The organism is Lewinella sp. LCG006 (assembly GCF_040784935.1).
In the GTDB taxonomy this organism is placed as follows: Bacteria; Bacteroidota; Bacteroidia; order Chitinophagales; family Saprospiraceae; genus Lewinella.
Genome location: NZ_CP160680.1, coordinates 554,109 through 571,380, shown reverse-complemented (window position 1 = coordinate 571,380; position 17,272 = coordinate 554,109). Strand labels below are relative to the sequence as shown.

The 17,272-nt window shown below is 46.6% G+C and carries 9 protein-coding genes; 4 read left to right on the top strand and 5 right to left on the bottom strand.

Going from position 1 to position 17,272, the window contains the following annotated elements:
- Positions 1-108 precede the first annotated feature (108 nt).
- Positions 109-1,296: a hypothetical protein gene (locus AB0L18_RS01960; protein WP_367390906.1), complete on the bottom strand. Its 1,188-nt coding sequence runs from the start codon at positions 1,294-1,296 to the stop codon at positions 109-111.
- A 530-nt stretch (positions 1,297-1,826) separates the two neighbouring features.
- On the opposite strand from AB0L18_RS01960, the gene AB0L18_RS01955 reads away from it, so the two are divergent.
- Entirely contained in the window at positions 1,827-3,215 is a 1,389-nt protein-coding gene (locus AB0L18_RS01955) for an MATE family efflux transporter (protein WP_367390905.1), read from the top strand.
- A 100-nt stretch (positions 3,216-3,315) separates the two neighbouring features.
- Here the strand turns inward: AB0L18_RS01955 and AB0L18_RS01950 are convergent, their stop codons facing one another.
- Positions 3,316-4,194 (bottom strand): alpha/beta hydrolase, encoded by an 879-nt coding sequence (locus AB0L18_RS01950; RefSeq protein ID WP_367390904.1) that lies wholly within the window; start codon positions 4,192-4,194, stop codon positions 3,316-3,318.
- Positions 4,195-4,413: 219 nt separating this feature from the next.
- Between AB0L18_RS01950 and AB0L18_RS01945 the strand changes: the two genes are divergently transcribed.
- On the top strand, positions 4,414-5,706 hold the full coding sequence (locus AB0L18_RS01945) for an aspartate aminotransferase family protein (RefSeq protein WP_367390903.1): 1,293 nt from the start codon (positions 4,414-4,416) through the stop codon (positions 5,704-5,706).
- A 165-nt stretch (positions 5,707-5,871) separates the two neighbouring features.
- Here the strand turns inward: AB0L18_RS01945 and AB0L18_RS01940 are convergent, their stop codons facing one another.
- From AB0L18_RS01940 to AB0L18_RS01930, 3 genes are all read right to left on the bottom strand, one after another.
- Entirely contained in the window at positions 5,872-7,233 is a 1,362-nt protein-coding gene (locus tag AB0L18_RS01940; RefSeq protein ID WP_367390902.1) for a peptidylprolyl isomerase, read from the bottom strand.
- A gap of 29 nt (positions 7,234-7,262) precedes the next feature.
- Positions 7,263-8,126 carry a hypothetical protein gene (locus tag AB0L18_RS01935; protein ID WP_367390901.1) on the bottom strand — a complete coding sequence of 288 codons (864 nt, stop codon included), beginning with the start codon at positions 8,124-8,126 and terminating at the stop codon, positions 7,263-7,265.
- A gap of 138 nt (positions 8,127-8,264) precedes the next feature.
- A complete protein-coding gene (locus AB0L18_RS01930) occupies positions 8,265-10,235 on the bottom strand; it encodes a peptidylprolyl isomerase (RefSeq protein WP_367390900.1) in 1,971 nt (656 codons plus the stop codon).
- Positions 10,236-10,588: 353 nt separating this feature from the next.
- On the opposite strand from AB0L18_RS01930, the gene AB0L18_RS01925 reads away from it, so the two are divergent.
- Together AB0L18_RS01925 and AB0L18_RS01920 are read left to right on the top strand one after the other, a co-directional pair.
- Entirely contained in the window at positions 10,589-13,003 is a 2,415-nt protein-coding gene (locus AB0L18_RS01925) for a TonB-dependent receptor (RefSeq protein WP_367390899.1), read from the top strand.
- Positions 13,000-17,211 carry a two-component regulator propeller domain-containing protein gene (locus AB0L18_RS01920; RefSeq protein ID WP_367390898.1) on the top strand — a complete coding sequence of 1,404 codons (4,212 nt, stop codon included), beginning with the start codon at positions 13,000-13,002 and terminating at the stop codon, positions 17,209-17,211. The genes AB0L18_RS01925 and AB0L18_RS01920 overlap by 4 nt, the downstream gene beginning before the upstream one ends.
- Positions 17,212-17,272 lie beyond the last annotated feature (61 nt).

Below are 17,272 nucleotides of genomic sequence, written 5' to 3'. Positions count from 1 at the left end.
AAGATAAGCGGATTAAGCCAGATTCGCAAGAGACCTGGATTTGAACGCAATTTGGATCACCCCCGTTCGGCGTTGGCTGTGCCTACGCCGCTATGTCCAAAAAAAAACTCATTCCACATTGAAAGGCTGAATTAGAATAGCACCACTCTCACGGAGGTTGGAACTCAATACAATGATTTGTTCCTTCACGCCATCATCAATGGATACAGCTACCGTGTTAGGCGAAATATCCCCCAGGTCATCTGCATGTAGTACAAGGAGATTGTCTCCGTGTAAAACATCAACAGGAATACTCCATTTACGTTTGTTGACGCGGTATTCGTGCAATATTTGCTGGCCGTTTAGGAATAAGGTTAAAACATCACCATCTACAATGCCATTGTCCCAGACTTTTATGCGGATTTTATCACTGCGCACTTTTAATACCCGGTCTACTTTCACGCTGCGGCCCGTAGTTTCCTGATAGGCATCGGCGTGAGCGTCTACGTAGGCTTGTACCATTTGCGTCATTACTGGCTTGGTGAGGAAAACTGTCCCTGGCGCACAAGCACCGGTGGAGGCCGTTTTGTTTTCCAGGTACCCTGCCCAATTGCCCGAAAGTTGATAAGTACCATCCTCTCTGTTCTGCTTAAGCTGCCCATTTTTTAGGCACCATTTCCAGTCGGGCTCCGTGCGTTGGGAAACATTTTCTTCCGAAAAATTAATGCCCTCGGCGGTTTTTTCCCAGCGCAGTTGATGGATCGCTTCACCGCCAGCTCCTTCGCTAACGATCGAGGAATGGCCGTGCCCGTTTTCCTCAAGGATGAGTTCATAGTAAAACCCATAATCACGATCCGATTGCGACAGGTACCCCGTCCAGCGACCGGGATAGCTGAAAGGTATTTCTTCTTCGTAACCCCCCACTTTGGTCATACGTATCAAGCCCGGTTGGCATCCGGTAGCTAACCAGCTTCCTTCTATCGTGAGCTGGTTTTTACTCAATTGAGCAGTAATAAATTTCAGGCACCACGAAGGGCTTGCCGGAGACAACTGTTGGACCTCCTGGAGCTGTAACTGCCCCTCTGCCCAGCGACCACTAATAACAAAAGTGGCACTGATCTTGCCATCTTTGGAGCGAGAGGTGGCTTGCCCAGCAACAGCTTCTCCTTTTTGCTGGAGCTGCAGTTGATAGGAAAAAGTATCCTTACTGTTGGTCTGCCACACCACACCTTGCCATTGTCCAGAAAGTGACTGTCCTGTGACAATAGATAGTGTGTTGATTAATAATATGATTATCAGTGCTTTGTATAGGGTCATTGGTATAGAGGAATAGTTTTCTGCCTGAAAAACGACATTGTTTACCAAAAAATTGGGCAGACCCCCAAAAATGGGGGTTGTACTTGCCTTGCTTACTTTCTACATTTGTGATATATAAGGATAAACACTTACCCTATTATAAAGATTTTAACAAGGGGGACATCCACATTAAGTTGATGCCAGATTCAGAGAAACCCGGTGTAAGCCGGGTTTACTTCTTTTCTTACTCCTCATTTTTGTGTTTTCGAACACAACACCCCATACCAACTACCCCGTACTAACTTAGTAGCTTCTAACCCAAGCAATTTTTCCCTGATAATTTTTGTACTTGAAGGATGACAAAAATTTTCAGGGTATTTTCCGGCTTCTACTGTTTAAGGGCCAATACCTAAAATTCATTCTCGTTTTAATTTTTTGAATATTCTCCAATACTAACCACTACCTTGTTGCAACAATAATGTTGACGGAGGGTTCCTATTATTGGTCGATCTGTGCTTGTCACAGTAAAATCCTTATCGTCCGACCATTTTATGGAGAAATCAGAACAACTGGGGCACGCACCGATTGGACAATTGCTTCGGCAGCAAGCAATACCCGCGTCCATCGGGATTTTAGTAATGTCCATCTATGGAATCGTAGATACCATTTTTGTAGGCAATTTTGTGGGTCCTATTGCTATCGGCGCAATCACGGTTGTCTTGCCTATCACTTTCCTCATTTCCAGTATAGGCATGGCGGTAGGAATTGGTGGCAGTTCCATTGTTTCGCGTGCTTTGGGCCGAGGCGACCGCCAGCGCGCACTGGAAACTTTTGGTAACCAGGTTGCGCTTACAATCGTCATTGCAGTAAGTGTAGTGGCAATGGGGGTTTTGTTTCAAAATCCAATCCTCAAACTTTTTGGCGGGCAGGGAGAGACCCTCGCTGCCGCTCAGGAGTATTTCGGTATTGTTCTTTTAGGGATTCCTTGTCTGGCTTGGGCAATGATGTCGAACACCGTAATTAGAGCGGAAGGCCAGCCTCGGATAGCGATGATTTCGATGATGGTACCTGCTTTGGTGAATCTCATACTGGATCCCATTTTTATTATTTGGTTCGACATGGGCCTGGCAGGGGCTGGCTGGGCTACTACCATTGCTTACTGTTTTGCGGCACTCTTTACCAGCTGGTATTTCTTTTTTAGTGGGCGTTCGTCGATGAAAATCAATTGGATTTATCTGCGCTTGCAGTGGGATATCGTTAGAGAAATTTTTTCTCTCGGCTCCGTGACCTTGGCCAGGCAGGGGGTGATCGCCGTGCTTTCAATTGTCTTAAACAATACCCTTTTTGCCTACGGAGGAGCTTTAGCAATGTCGGCCTACGGTATCATCCAACGCATGATGATGTTTACCAATTTCCCGGTGCTGGGTATTACCCAAGGTTTTTTACCTATCGCTGGTTATAATTATGGTGCTAAACGCTGGGATCGAGTACGACAGACCATCCGGCTGTCACTGCTTAGTGGAACCATCATTGCCTCGTTCACCTTTGCGGCAATTATGATTTTTACCCCGTCTATCGCCCGTCTTTTTACCAATGACCAAGGATTAATCGACCTTACCGTACCCGCCATACGTGCCAGTTTTCTGGCTACTCCACTCATCCTTTTTCAATTGATTGGTTCCGCCTATTTTCAGGCTATAGGCAGAGCAGTGCCGGCTATGCTATTGACGCTGACCAAACAAGGTTTTTGCCTCATTCCCTTGCTGTTGGTTTTACCCCCAATTATGGGGCTCAACGGAATTTTTTATGCCTTTCCCATCGCCGATGTGATCTCTGCAAGCATCTGTTTCTTTTTCCTTTGGAAACAAATGCAAAAAATGACCCCAGATACAGTTCAACCAGCGGCAGAAGAAGTAGAAACCGTAGTAGATAAGCTGTAGTGAGCTCTTCTGTAAATTTCTTTAACAAAGTCGGAGGTCGGAAGTATTTGGTGCCCCCAACTTTTACACTTTTCCACCCTTAAAACCATCTAACCAACCCCTAACCCTCCTCAAATCTTTGCTTGAAAAACTGCAATTGATAATCAATAGCCTCTTGCCAATAGAGCCAGTCGTGGCTGCCTGGGCGGGCGATATAAGTATGGGGAATGCCGCGCAATAATAATACCTGGTGTAAGGCTTCATTTTCGGGCAGCATTTGATCTTCCGTACCACAGTCAATCAAGAGATGGGGCGTCTCTCGTACCTTTTCTGCCATCGCTACGATTGAATGCTCCGCCCAGCGGGTACTATCTTCTGCGTAAGGGCCCAGGTGTTGGCTGATTTCCCACTCGTCGGTATGTGCCCTTAGGTCTACAACACCACTCATACTACCTGCTACCCCAAACCAATCAGGGTGCTGAAGGGCAATACTCAGGGCACCATGTCCCCCCATGCTTAGTCCAGCAATTCCCCGGTAACGGGCGTCTTGGTAAGAACGAAAGTGCTCGTCAATATAGCGAGGTACTTCCTGGCTGATATAGGCATAAAAAAGTTGGGTGGAGTCGGTATAGCTATCAAGGTACCAGCTATTGAAATTACCGTCTGGGGTAACGATGATCAACTCATGTTCGGAGGAGAGGTCTTTGAGTTCGGGAACTCTATCGTACCAATTGGCATAATTGCCGGAGTAGCCATGCAAGAGGTACACGACAGGGTAAAAATTCATACTGGAATCCTTAAAATAGCTTTCCGGTAAGATGACATTGGCATTGAACACTTTCCCCATGGTTACACTGGGAATGGCCACTCTTCGTACCAGGGAATCCAGGGCGATGCCCACTTCTGGCCGCTCGCCATTATCCTTTGGTTTGAGACGGCAATTTTGCAAAATGAATAAACAGATCAGCAAAGAAAATAGCAGGGTAGTCGTTCGTTGCATAAACCGAGGGGATTTTTTGCGATGGGTGTAGACTCTTAGTGACGGAACACAAATAACTGATTCCATTTTTGATTCGCTAAAATTTTCTAAGCAAGCAACTAAAAGGAGCTTGCGTGAAAATATTCGCGAATCGTTGAAAAAAATGGAATCAGTTATTTCCGTCAAATTACTAAAGTACTTGTTTTCGCTGAAAACTGTGTATTTTCGAAAAAAACTAACATGATTGAAGATTGGCAAAAAGACGCTGAAGAAGTGCTGATCCGCTATTGCGGCTCCTTCTCGCCCCATTTGATTGAATCAGCGAAGGGCAGTTACGTATATGCTACTGATGGGAGCGCCATTCTTGATTTTACCTCCGGACAAATGTGTTCTGTTTTCGGGCACAACCATCCCGATATTTTGGCCGCACTACAACAAGGGGATACGAGAGCTATTCATTTGTTGAGTACCATGCTGTCGCCAGAACTCATTGCTTTAGGTAAAAAGATGAACGAGCTTCTTCCGGAAGGACTGGACCGGAGTATATTTTTGAATACCGGCTCAGAATCCAATGAAGCCGCTTTACGGATGGCCAAATTGCATACCGGTGGTTTTGAGATTGTAGGTTTTGCTGGCTCTTGGCATGGCATGACGGCGGGGGCACAATCGCACACCTATTCACTCACTCGGCGGGGTTATGGGCCAGCCATGCCCGGCAGTCTGATGCTGCCAGCGCCTTACAGTTACCGTTGCCCCATTCAGCATTGCCAAGGGACCTGTGATAATAGTTGTCTGGAGTTTGGCATGCAAATGGTAGACCAACAGTCTGTGGGTGCTTATGCTGCGCTGATCGTCGAGCCCGTTCTCAGCGCTGCGGGGATTATCCCCTTGAGTCCGTCCTACATGAAGCGCCTGAAGGAACTTTGTGAAGAAAGAGGCTTGCTCGTGATTTTTGATGAAGCCCAAACCGGATTGGGTCGACTGGGGTGGAACTTCGCTTTGGAGGAATACGAACTCGTGCCTGATTTTCTGACCTTGTCGAAAACGCTAGGTGGTGGTCTACCTTTGGCGGCAACAGTGTGCAGCAGGGAGATGGAAGATTCCTGTTATGAGAAAGGCTTTATCTACGTTACTTCTCACGTTTCTGATCCCCTTTGCGCAGCAGTTGGCTTGGCGACCCTGGAAATTCTGACCAGAGATGCCATGGCCCAACGGGCACAGGAGATGGGAGCCTATCTCAAGCAGCAGCTGGTCGCTTTGATGAGCCGGCATGCATGTATTGGTGATGTACGAGGCAAAGGGCTCCTGCTAGGTATGGAGATCGTTAGGGATAGGGAAACCAAGCAGACGGATCCCGAGTTGGGTAGTCGAATTGCGGAAGAATGTCTGCGCCTCGGGCTCAGCATGAACATTGTTCGTGTAAAGGGTTACGGTGGGGTATTTCGGATTGCACCTCCACTGACAGTTACGCGTGAAGAAATTGATCTGGGCGTAAGTATGTTGGACCAGGCAATTAGTAATTGTACCCAGTAAAAAAGAAAGGAGTTAGCCATTCAGGCTAACTCCTTTCTTTACAAGGGCTTGATCTTAACATACGAGGTTGGTGGACAAAGCTCTTGAAACTAGAGGAATCTCGTCTTCCAGCCTCACTGTAGGAAGTACTTAGTACCAGGTTTTTAAACCTGGTCTCGCATTAAACTAAGGCTTCGCGATACTGTCTTCTTTCCACTTGTCCAAGTTGGGGCATTCCTGAAAGCGGCTATCAATCTGAATGTAGGTTGATGCTACTTTTTTCTGAATCCACTCACTGAGGAATTCATTCTGCTTGGAGTCTTTGGTGGCCAACATGATTTTATTGTAATCCTGTTGTAGGTTCGCCCGGTGGGGCAGGGTTCTTGATTGCAATTGAACAATCCGGTAAAAGGTTTCTCCAGTAGGGCTGGCAAAAGGGAACGGAGCCGTTAAGCCACCAATTTTTAGCGTATCAATTGCGAAATAAACATCAGGGTCAAGATCCGCAACTTCGTAGAAAGTATTCCCTGTTGCGGGGTTCATCATCCGTCCATCATTATTGAAACTCTGGACATCTTCGTCTCCGAAGCGTTTTACGGCCATGGAAAAAGTGATGGAGTCATTGACAATCAGGGTACGCACAGAATCCAGGTGGTTGCGAGCCAACTCTAGGTCAGCATCAGTAATTTCTGGACGAACCAGGATATGGCGAACACGGATGGTATTACCGCGGCGTTCCAGCAGTTGGATAAGGTGAAAGCCAAACTCGGTTTCTACCACCTGGCTAATTTCGCCTTGCTCCAATTGGTAGGCAGCAGCTTCAAATTCCGGGACAAATTTACCACGCTTCGCCCAACCCAGATCACCTCCTATTCTGGCAGAGCCATCGTCGCTAAACTTTTTGGCGGCTTCTTCAAAAGTGGTCACACTGGTCGTGATCTGCTCTCTTAGTTTTTCGAGCTTGGTAATCGCTTTTTGGCGCTCTTCCGCGTTGACTTTAGGAACATAAACGATTTCTCCTACTTCTACCTCAGAACTGAAATAGGGAAGACTGTCAACAGGAATCTGGTTGAAGAAATTTTTGACCTCAGAGGGCGTAACATTCACACCACTCAGTACCTGTGCTCGCATTCTTTCTGACAACAGCTGAGAGCGCAAGTCTTCGCGGAATTGCTCTTTTACCTGCGTCACTGTTTGGCCATAATAGGCTTCAAATTGCTCTAAGTCACCATTCATATAGGATAAAATCCTTTCAATCCGGGCATTAAGTTGTTCTTCAACTTCTTCATCGGCAACAAGGATACTATCGAGTTTGGCCTGGTTGACCAGCAGTTTGTTAGAAAGCAGCTGATCCATAATGTCACAACGCAAACCTTTACCGAGGCTAGGGTTCTGAGCCTTGAGCAGCGCATTTTGCTCTTCCACTTCGGAGAGAAGTACAATCTCACCACCGACCATGCCGACGACCTTATCGATCACTTCTCTTTGCGCAAAACTTATTTGGACACAAAAAAGTGCAGCGATCAAAAAACAGATTTGCTTATTCATAAATCAAAACTTGTACATTGTTTATATAATCAGTAAAAGGTTTCTACATTCTTTTCCCGCAGTTCCCTTTGGTAAATGTCTTCTTTTACTTCCTCCACCAATTGTAGTTTACGTTTGTGCAGAATCACCTTGCGGGCCTGCTCTTCGACGTAAGACAATGGGGCAATTTCTTTACGGTTTTTCAATTCAAAAAGCCGAAAATAATACTGATGGTGCTCGTCTCGTTGGGTAAATTCTCGCTTGGAACCAATATTCTCAACGGTCAGTGTACCTTTCGGTAAACGTTCAGCGACTTCTTCCACGGCGTACCATAAATTCTCTTGAAGGAGTGCTACTTCTGCGTACTGGTCACAATAAGCCCTAAGATCAGCCAAGTCACCTTCATCAGCCTTATTCCACAGGTTGCGTAAGCGATTTCCCTCAGGGGTAGGAATGGGCACCTTAATAAAAAGACAGCGTGCAATAGGCTTTTGAAGCTCGTAAAGCATCTGGTTCTCTTTGTAGAAAGCTTCCAACTCCTGCGCTGTGACAACCGAGTCGAGCAGTTCCTCCACCAGGATTTTCTCATAGTTGGAACGAACTAAGGATGCTCGGTAATCCCTGACCATCTTGTTGATATTAAGATCGGCTGGAATATTGCGTTCTGCTTCGTTAAGTATAGCAGCTTCTCGCACCCAACGCCCTACGTAGGATTCGATGACTAAAACGCTGTCTTCACCCGTTATCCCTTCAGGAAACATGCCTTCCATCTCTGAAATGTAAAGGGATTTACTGCCCACTTGGGCGAGTAATCGATCCTTGCTGTTTTCAGCAGCAGAACCCACTTCGCTACAGGAGGACAAACATCCTAAAAGTAAGATGACAACCGAAGGTACCAAGCACCAATTATTCAATTCCTGTATCAATTATATTATGAAATATCCCGATGACGAAGTGGTTTCACTTCGAGGCTGCTTCACCGCTCCCTGCCGGCTATGCTGGCAGGGAGCGGTGGGCTTCGGGGTGGGCTTTTGCCCTAACCATCTCTATCGTTATCGGATCAGGCTCTTGAAAACTTTTTGGTTGATTTTCACTTCGTAGCTCTTACGGAGTTCCTCCACCCATTCTTTTTCCAGTTGGTCCTGATAGTCAGCAATAACGTATCCGCGGGCTTCGCTTAGCGTTTTATTACCTTCAGGAAGAAGCTCTTCGATTTTGAAAAACTTCAGGCTGCGGCTGCGGTCATTTTCAATCATATCGGTTACGACCCCTACTTTCCAGTCGGCATCCGAAAGTTCAGTATTGCGGAATTTTTCGTAAGTGGCTTCTTCCGTAACGACTTTTACCGTGCCGTCGGTGTTGAACATTTCTTTCACTTCGTCGGCGGTGTGGTTCATGGCATAACTACGGATATCTGGAGCCAGTTCTCGGTTGTTGATACCAATACGGTAAACCGTTGTTCTGGCACGTGGTGCCCAACGGTACTTTCCTTGTACCCCGGTGAAGAACTTTTCGAGCCCTACAGAATCTTGCGCAGCCTTGTCCCAAACTTCCATTTTTGTAGCCTCAAACAAAAGTATTCCTTCTTCGTATTCTCTCATTAGATTACGAAATTCGGGGTATCGCTTTTCCAACTGTGATTCTTCGTATTTCAATAGTTGATCATCCACAAACTGCGCATACAGTCTACGAGCAACCGATTCCTTGTCTCCTTCCCGGCCGTAAGTCACTCGCTCACGCGTTGCTTTGCCCAAGTACGATTCAAAGTCACCTAAAGTTACCTGATATCCTCCGTCCAGGCTGAAGAGCACCTTGTCAGATGCCATCGCTGGGGCTTTCCAACGGAAAGTAGTAAAGGTATCGGGTAGGCTGCCAATGTAGCCGTCTAACAAAATGGTGTTTTCGTTAAAGTTGTTCTGGCTGCGGATATTCCGAAGCAAAGCTTTCTTCGCCTCTTCAAAGCGAGGGTCTTTTCTGACGTCGCCCTCTAAACGAGGCTTTTCTGCTGGGAATGGTTGTATCTCTTTACGACTAATTCTTTTGATGATGTGCCAGCCCAAGCTGGTTTTTACCGGTTTACTGTAGTCGCCGTCTTTGGCAAGCGCAAAAGAAGCATCCTCGAAAGGTTTTTCGTAGCGAGAAATGCCAAAGAATCCAAGGTAGCCATTGTTGGCGGAGGTACGTTTGTCCTCGCTGGTCGTAACGGCGAGTTGTTCAAAATTGGCACCACCTTGCAGTGCTTGGTAAATACTGTCGATCTTGGCTTTGGCTGCGGCTTCTCCCAATGGTTCTTCCCGCACCAGAATATGGGCTACTTCCATTTCGCCGCGCGCTGGTCGGCGCTCGTGTACGTACAAGAGGTGATACCCCGCATTGGTACGAATGGGCATGGTGACGGTTTTGAGCGGTGCATCATAAGCAGCATACTCCAGGTTGTGCAAGCCAGCGGGGTAAAGTGCGGTAGTGAAACCAATGCGTCCGCCCTTGTCTTTGCTGTAACGATCGGTAGAAATCTCTTTGGCGACATCCGCAAAAGCAGCGCCCCCTTTGATACGGTTGTAAGCAGCCATGATTTGCTGGTAAGCGGCCAGGGTGTCGGCAGGAGGGGCATCATTTTTGAGACTTACGAGGATATGGCTGATGTCTACATCTTCCTGGAGGTGCTCATAGGCCTCCATAATAAGTTTGTCACCAATAGCACGGTCGATGAGATAGCTGTCGGCCAACTGGCGGCGGTAGCCCGCCAACTCTTCCTGAAGTACTTGGATGGTATCGAGCTGCATTTCTTTAGCTCGCTGTACCTTGAGTTTGAATTTTACGTAGAGATCCAGGTATTCTTGTAGGGAAGCTTCAGAGAAATCAGCACTTTCTCCGTTGGTTTTACTGTAAATGTAGTTGAATTCTTCTACCGTTACAGGCGTGTCTTCTACTGTGAATAAAACGCGTTGATCATTATTTTGGGCAAATAATCCGGCAATGGTCAGGCTGATCAAAGCCAGCAGCAACGTCCATTGTTTTGTCATGAGTAGCCAGTTTTTGTATTATCAAAGAAAAAAGCTTCAGCCAGAAAGCAGATCTTCTACTTTCTGGCTGAAAAACGACGCAAAATTAGAAAAATTACCCCAGTAAAAGGGATAAATCTTTATGCTAGCAGGGTAAAGGCACTAAAATAGTATGACTCCCAATTCTGTAAAATGACCAATTTCTACCAAAACAGCTGAATTTCTCCTATCCTTTGACAGAATTATCCGATAGGTTGCTGTCCGAGTCCGATACTTTTATGGGCAGATCATCCACTTTTGGGTTGTTAATAAAATTGGATACTTAGTTGAACAAAGAAGATGAACTAAGGCCCAGTTTACAAAAACATTACCCGATGAAATCTTTACTAATCATCTTAATGATGAGCCTGTGTGGCTATGCCTTATTTTCTCAACATACCATTACCGGGCAGGTTCTCGACGAAAATCGTGAGCCGCTTGCTTATGCGAATGTCCTATTACTTAACCCCTTAGATAGTAGCTTAATAAAGGGTGTCGTTACGACCGTTGATGGTATCTATGAAATGGAGAATATTACAGCGGGAGACTACCTCTTGTCTTTCCTGATGATTGGCTACGAAAAACAAAACCAGCTGATCCGGGTTACGGATGAAAAATCGCTGTGGGTATCCGAAGTAGTCATGATGTTGCCGGATGTGTCCCTGCTTGACGAAGTGGTGGTAAAGGCCAAGCGGCCTTTGTACGAACACCAAATAGACCGTCTGGTTGTCAATGTGCAAAGTAGTGTTACCTCGGTGGGGGGGAATGCACTACAGGTTTTAGCTAAATCGCCGGGCGTACGCATCGACGGCATCAATAACCAAATTACGCTGGAAGGTAAACAGGGTGTAATGGTGCAGATCAATGGCAAGCGCACGCGCATTGACGGCGATGCCCTCCTGCAGTTACTGGAATCCATGCCCGCCAGTAATATCGAGTCGATAGAGCTGATCACCACGCCTCCTTCGTCCTACGATGCGGAGGGGGTAGGGGGCATCATCAATATCGTACTTGTCCAAAACCTGGAAGAAGGGAGCAATGGCAATGTTTCCCTGAACGTAGGTTACGGCGAACGCCCCAAGTTTGGCGGCTCTATCGACCTCAATGTGCGCAAAGGTAAGGTCAATATATACGGTAGCCTGGCGGCCAATAACAATTACTTGCAAGAGGATGTGACCATCACTAAGCGGATTCAGGATGGTGAGACTTTCCTGGCAACGGACTCGTACAGTAATCGCCCAGCTTTTCGGGGATTTTACAGTGGCAGGGTAGGAGTGGATTATGAAATCAACTCAAAAACAACTTTAGGACTTTTGTTCTCAGCGTACACCACTATCTGGGATTTGGATGCCAATACTGCCACTACGGTGCTGGCCAATGGCGAGCTGAGAGAGCGTTCAAGCCTGCGGAGTTTGGAAGAAAACGACTGGAAACATTGGATGACCAACATCAACCTTCGGCATTCCTTTGCTAAGGACTGGAAACTGTCGTTGGACTATGATTACCTCGACTATACCAACAAAAACCCCGCTGATTATACTGATATCACAACCGACGCTACCGGAGAAATCATGAGCAACGAGGAATTCATTTCCCGTAAGGAAAACCCTATTGAATTCCATGTCTTTAAAGCTGATGTGAGCAAGGCCATTCAGGAGGATTGGAACGTGGAATTTGGTGTGAAAGGATCATTTTCCAATTTTGTTAATGACAATTTGGTGGCGGATATCATCGGCGGTCAGCAGCTTAACCGACCTCGGTACACCAATTTGCTGAGCATGGAGGAGCACATCTATGCCACCTATTTGTCTACCGATTTTAAGATCAGCGAGAAGACTACCGCGAAAGCAGGCCTGCGCTATGAGTACACCAACATTCAATTGGATAGTCTGCAGGAAATCCTGACGAGCCGCAAATACGGCCGCTTTTTCCCTACCTTCTTTTTGTCGCACACCATTAACGACGACAACTCCCTGCAATTCGCCTACAGTGAGCGTATACAGCGGCCAAGTTTGAATGTACTGGCTCCCGCATTTTTCTTCTTTTCGCCCAATACACTTACTACGGGTAACCCTCAAGTGAGGGCTTCGTTTTCCCGTCAGTTTCGATTATCCTACCGCTATAAGTCGCTCATGCTGACGGCGCAATATAGCCAGGAGGAACACCCCATTTTCTGGGGGCAGTTGGACATTTTAGCGGAAGAAAACCTCACCATTACTCAGCCAGAAAACATGAAGGACGCTCAGTTGGCGTATCTCTGGCTTAGCTTCCCCGTGAAAATAACGGAATGGTGGGAAAGCCGCTACGAAGGCGGGATAGCCTGGCAGCAGCAGCGGCCTTTTTATGAAGGAGAGTTGTTGAGTTACGAAAGCTTTTTCGCAGCCTTTAATTCCACCCAAACTATTACCTTAAGCAAAGATTTAACCCTCGAAGTAGATGGCTATGTGCAATCGGGGATGACTTACGGCCTGGCTGATATTCCCTGGCAAGGCGGATTTAATATGGGGCTGCGGAAGAAATTCAACAGCGGAAGCAGTTTAGCCCTAACCTGGGAAGATGGATTTAATTTAGGGTCTTTCTGGACGCAATCTTACAACCAACCTGAACTTAACCTTGTCCATAGGCAAGAGTATCAGCAGGAGGGATCTATTTTTCGGCTGACCTATACTTATCCCTTTGGCAACAATAAAATTAAGCAGCGGGAAGACCATAATGGGGCTTCTGTTGACGAACGTAACCGTGTGCAATGATTAAAAGAATTTTTATATACTACTTTGTTCGCATTGTCGCCATTTGGGCGACAATGCATTTTGTGTTCCTGGTACCAGGTCAGGCGCAGTACAGCTTCCTCTACCGTACGCCTGTTTACCTCTTTGACCTACCCAATAGCCTGGAAGGTAATGAGGTGCAGGATATTTATCAGGATCAGGCCGGCTTTATGTGGTTTGCCAGCAAGGCTGGGCTGGTTCGCTACAATGGTCGTGACTTCAAGGTCTACAGCCATAACATTGCCGACAGTACGACCATTTCCAGCAACGCGGTGGAGGTGATTCTTGAAACCAAAGACGGAAACTTTTGGGTGGGTACCTGGGGCTCGGGATTGAATAAAATGGATCGCAAAACCGGGAAGTTTACCCGTTACCAGGCGCATAATAGTGGATTGAGTAATGATTTTATCTCCGAATTGGTGGAAGACGACAAAGGCCAACTCTGGATTGCTACCCGCATGGGACTGAATCGTTTAGATTTGGCAACCGAGACTTTTAAAGTCTTCTTACCCGAAGCTGATGATCCTGGTAGTTTAAGTTATTTCGAGATACGCAGCCTCTATATTGACCAGCAAAAAACGCTCTGGGTGGGAACGGGTTACCCTTGGGAAGACAACGCTTTCGGTGGACTGAATAAATACGACCCGAATAGCGAATCTTTCACGCATTACCAGGCAGGACGAGGAAATGCCACCAGCCTGAAAAATAATAAAATCACCGCCATTTTTGAAGACAGTAAGAACAATTTTTGGATAGGAACCAAGGACAATAAAGTCCACTTGATGGATCGTAAGACGGGAGCTTTCCGTTACTTAGATCAACTTTCCAATTTTGAGCGCGAAAACGATAGCATCTCTCATATCCGGTCTTTTTTCGAAGCGGATGATGGCAGTATCTGGGTTTGTAGTTACGGGAGTGGCTTGCGTAATTATGATTTGCAGAAAGGCTACTTAAAAGACGAATTATACAATGATAACAAGGATGGGAGTACCTTTTTTCCTTTGAACCAGGCTTGGAAAATCTATCAATCCCGAGACGGGACGTTGTGGATTTGCACGGGTGATATTGGTGATAATGTTTTCAAATCCAGCCCGGTGTTGCCTAATTTAGGCCTTGTTTATCAAGGTGACCAGATTCAGGCAATTCACGTTAATCACCAAACTAATTCTACGTGGTTAGCGCGTCATTATAATGGCTTAAATCGGAGTAATTGGCAGGAGCCGATTTTAGGAAACACTTGGATCAAGGGCCCCACTGACGACTATCCCGGTTCGTGGTCCTTTCAGGACAATACCGAATCCAACGGACTCTTTGATGACATTTTTACGATGCGGGAAGATCTTTATGGGGCACTATGGTTTGGCAAGCATGAGCAAGGAAACGGTTTGTATCGCTTTGATCCTGCGGCTAAGCAGGTTCGGCAATTTAAACACCACCCCGATGATACCAACTCACTGGCGGATGATGTTGTTGTCGATATTAACTGTACTCCCGATGGGAGAGCATTGTGGGTAATCACCGCCGATGGTACGCTGCACCATGTAGATGTAAGAACTTTTGCCATCACTCGTCTTAATACCCAAACCCACGCCAATTTCCCTAAGGGAGTGAATATCGCAAAATTGAGTGCTGACGGTCTGCTTTGGATGGGGGGCGTGAGTGCTGATGGTGAACTCTTCTTGTCTTCTTTTGATCCAACAAAACAGTTGATCGTTTACTATCCGCTTACGCGTTTATCCACCCCGGCGGCTAATAACCCGCTTACGGGGATAGCCATTGATGGTAACAACAATATATGGCTGACTTCTGAATCTCTAATTGCTAAGTTGGACGCCGACAGGAACGTAAGTGTGTATCCCGTCCCAGCGGAAAACAACAGCCGAATCATCTCGATGTTACTGGATGAGTACGAGCACTTATGGTTGGCCACGAGTATCGGCATTTCGGTATTTAATCCTCAGGATAGTTCCTTTTATACTTACCCTATGGATTATGAACTTTTTGCCTTACCCTATTCCTTAAGAGCCGCTGATGTGCAGATTTCCGGGGAATTGACCTTTTGTGGGCGAGGTGGCTGTACCTACATCAATGATGCAACCAAGAACAATTATAGAAACAACTATTTGAAACCCAAAACGATCCCTTCTGCACACATCTTGTACACCGGTTTTTTACTGAATGGCAAAGAAGTAGAGTCGGGGGCTTATGCAATGGATAGCATCTTGGTCAACCATCAGTTGACGCTCAATCACCTGGAGAATAATTTTTCGATTGAACTGGCTTTGCTCGACTTTAAGCAACCTGAAAAGAACCGTTTCGAGTATTTTCTGGAAAACTATGATAACTACTGGCGGGAGTCGGGCGATAAGAATACTGCTTACTATTCTCAAATTCCTCCCGGCAACTACCGTTTGCTGGTCAGAGGCTACAATGTTGATGGCGAGTATGGCGAAGCTACACCTTTGAACATCACCGTTTTACCACCCTGGTGGAGAACGTGGTGGGCGATTGCCTTGTATTGCCTGACTTTTTTTGGTTTGATTTACACGGCTTACCGTTTCCAATTGAGTCGTCAATTGGCCAAGTCTGAGACCCAACGACTGCAAGAGCTGGATATCGCTAAGACCCAGTTATATACCAATATCACCCACGAGTTTCGTACGCCATTAACGGTTATTCTGGGGATGGCCAAACAACTGAGTGGCCAACTGCCGAATGCACAAAATATGATGGTAGAAATGATTAGCCGTAACGGGCAAAATCTACTCAATCTGGTGAATCAAATGCTTGATTTATCTAAGTTAGAGTCGGGGCAAATGACACTTCATTTACAGCAAGGCGATCTCATCACTTACCTCAAGTACCTGGTAGAGTCTTTCCATTCGTACGCGGAAACCCGTAGCGTGACCATTCACTTTCTGTCTGATTTGGAGACCCAGTATATGGATTTTGATCCCAATAAGATTCAGCAAATCATCTCCAACGTGCTGTCCAATGCCATTAAATTTACCCCCGTAGGCGGTAATATCTACTTGTCGGTGGATGTGAGCCAGGTAGCGCAGAACCAACTTGTCATCCGGGTGAAAGATACTGGAGTGGGGATTGAGCCAGCGAGGCTTCCTCATATTTTTCAGCGCTTTTACCAGGCTGATGATAGCCATACCAAGGAGTTTGCGGGCACTGGTATAGGCTTGGCCTTGGTAGCAGAGTTGGTGAAATTGATGAACGGTGAGATCAGCGCCAGGAGTGAATTGGGTAAAGGCACGGAGATTTCCATCATGTTGCCCATTTCTACCAATAGCCAAAAAAGTACGGACTTGTCGTACTTTGACCAGGCGATGAACCAATTTTACCGGGAAGGCGTAGCACCTCAGGAACGGGAACGCATCTTACTGGCGACTTCCGCCAAGGAAAAACCGACGATCCTGATTGTTGAAGATAATTATGATGTGCGCACTTATATCTGTGCCTGCCTTTCAGAGTCCTTTAATTTATTGACAGCGGAAAATGGCCAGCGAGGGGTCGAAAAGGCAATTGAGCATGTCCCCGACTTCATTATCAGTGATGTCATGATGCCCCTAAAAGACGGCTATGCGCTGGTGCGCGAACTGAAAGCAGACAAACGCACGAGCCACATTCCGATCATACTGTTGACCGCCAAAGCTGATATGGACTCCAAGTTGTTGGGGCTCAAGCAGGGAGTAGATGCTTATCTGGCTAAGCCCTTTCATCCCGAAGAATTGACCATTCGCGTGAATAAGCTTCTGGAGTTGAGGCGAAAACTGCAACAGCACTTCCTGGGCCACTCAGCAGCTGCGGACGAATCTTTAGATCCTGAAAGCATCACGGAGGAACATCAATTTGTCCAGCAAGTCAAGGCCATCATCAACGCCCATCTGGACGATATGGAGCTGGATGTGAAAACCATTTGTCAGCAGATGAATATGAGTCATTCCCAGCTCCACCGCAAATTATCCGCGCTGACAGGTCTTTCGATCAATCGTTATATCCGACACCTCCGCCTGGAGCGTGCTAAAGCTTTGCTGCTTGAACCAGGGCAAAGCATCACGGCCGTTGCCTATGATACAGGCTACAAAGACCCTAGCTATTTTGGCCGGGTCTTTAAGCAGGAAACAGGTATGACGCCTGCGGAGTGGCAGAAGGAGGGGATAAACGCACAAACGACTTAACGAGCGCTTCAGCGGATGCCGAAAGTCTAGCTAAGTCGTTTGTCTTGAAATGAAGGTCTAA

Excerpts from the sequence above, each read along its gene's own strand:
- AB0L18_RS01960 (WP_367390906.1), bottom strand. The coding sequence starts at position 1,296 with ATGACCCTATACAAAGCACTGATAATCATATTATTAATCAACACACTA.
- AB0L18_RS01955 (WP_367390905.1), top strand. The coding sequence starts at position 1,827 with ATGGAGAAATCAGAACAACTGGGGCACGCACCGATTGGACAATTGCTT.
- AB0L18_RS01950 (WP_367390904.1), bottom strand. The coding sequence starts at position 4,194 with ATGCAACGAACGACTACCCTGCTATTTTCTTTGCTGATCTGTTTATTC.
- AB0L18_RS01945 (WP_367390903.1), top strand. The coding sequence starts at position 4,414 with ATGATTGAAGATTGGCAAAAAGACGCTGAAGAAGTGCTGATCCGCTAT.
- AB0L18_RS01940 (WP_367390902.1), bottom strand. The coding sequence starts at position 7,233 with ATGAATAAGCAAATCTGTTTTTTGATCGCTGCACTTTTTTGTGTCCAA.
- AB0L18_RS01930 (WP_367390900.1), bottom strand. The coding sequence starts at position 10,235 with ATGACAAAACAATGGACGTTGCTGCTGGCTTTGATCAGCCTGACCATT.
- AB0L18_RS01925 (WP_367390899.1), top strand. The coding sequence starts at position 10,589 with ATGAAATCTTTACTAATCATCTTAATGATGAGCCTGTGTGGCTATGCC.
- AB0L18_RS01920 (WP_367390898.1), top strand. The coding sequence starts at position 13,000 with ATGATTAAAAGAATTTTTATATACTACTTTGTTCGCATTGTCGCCATT.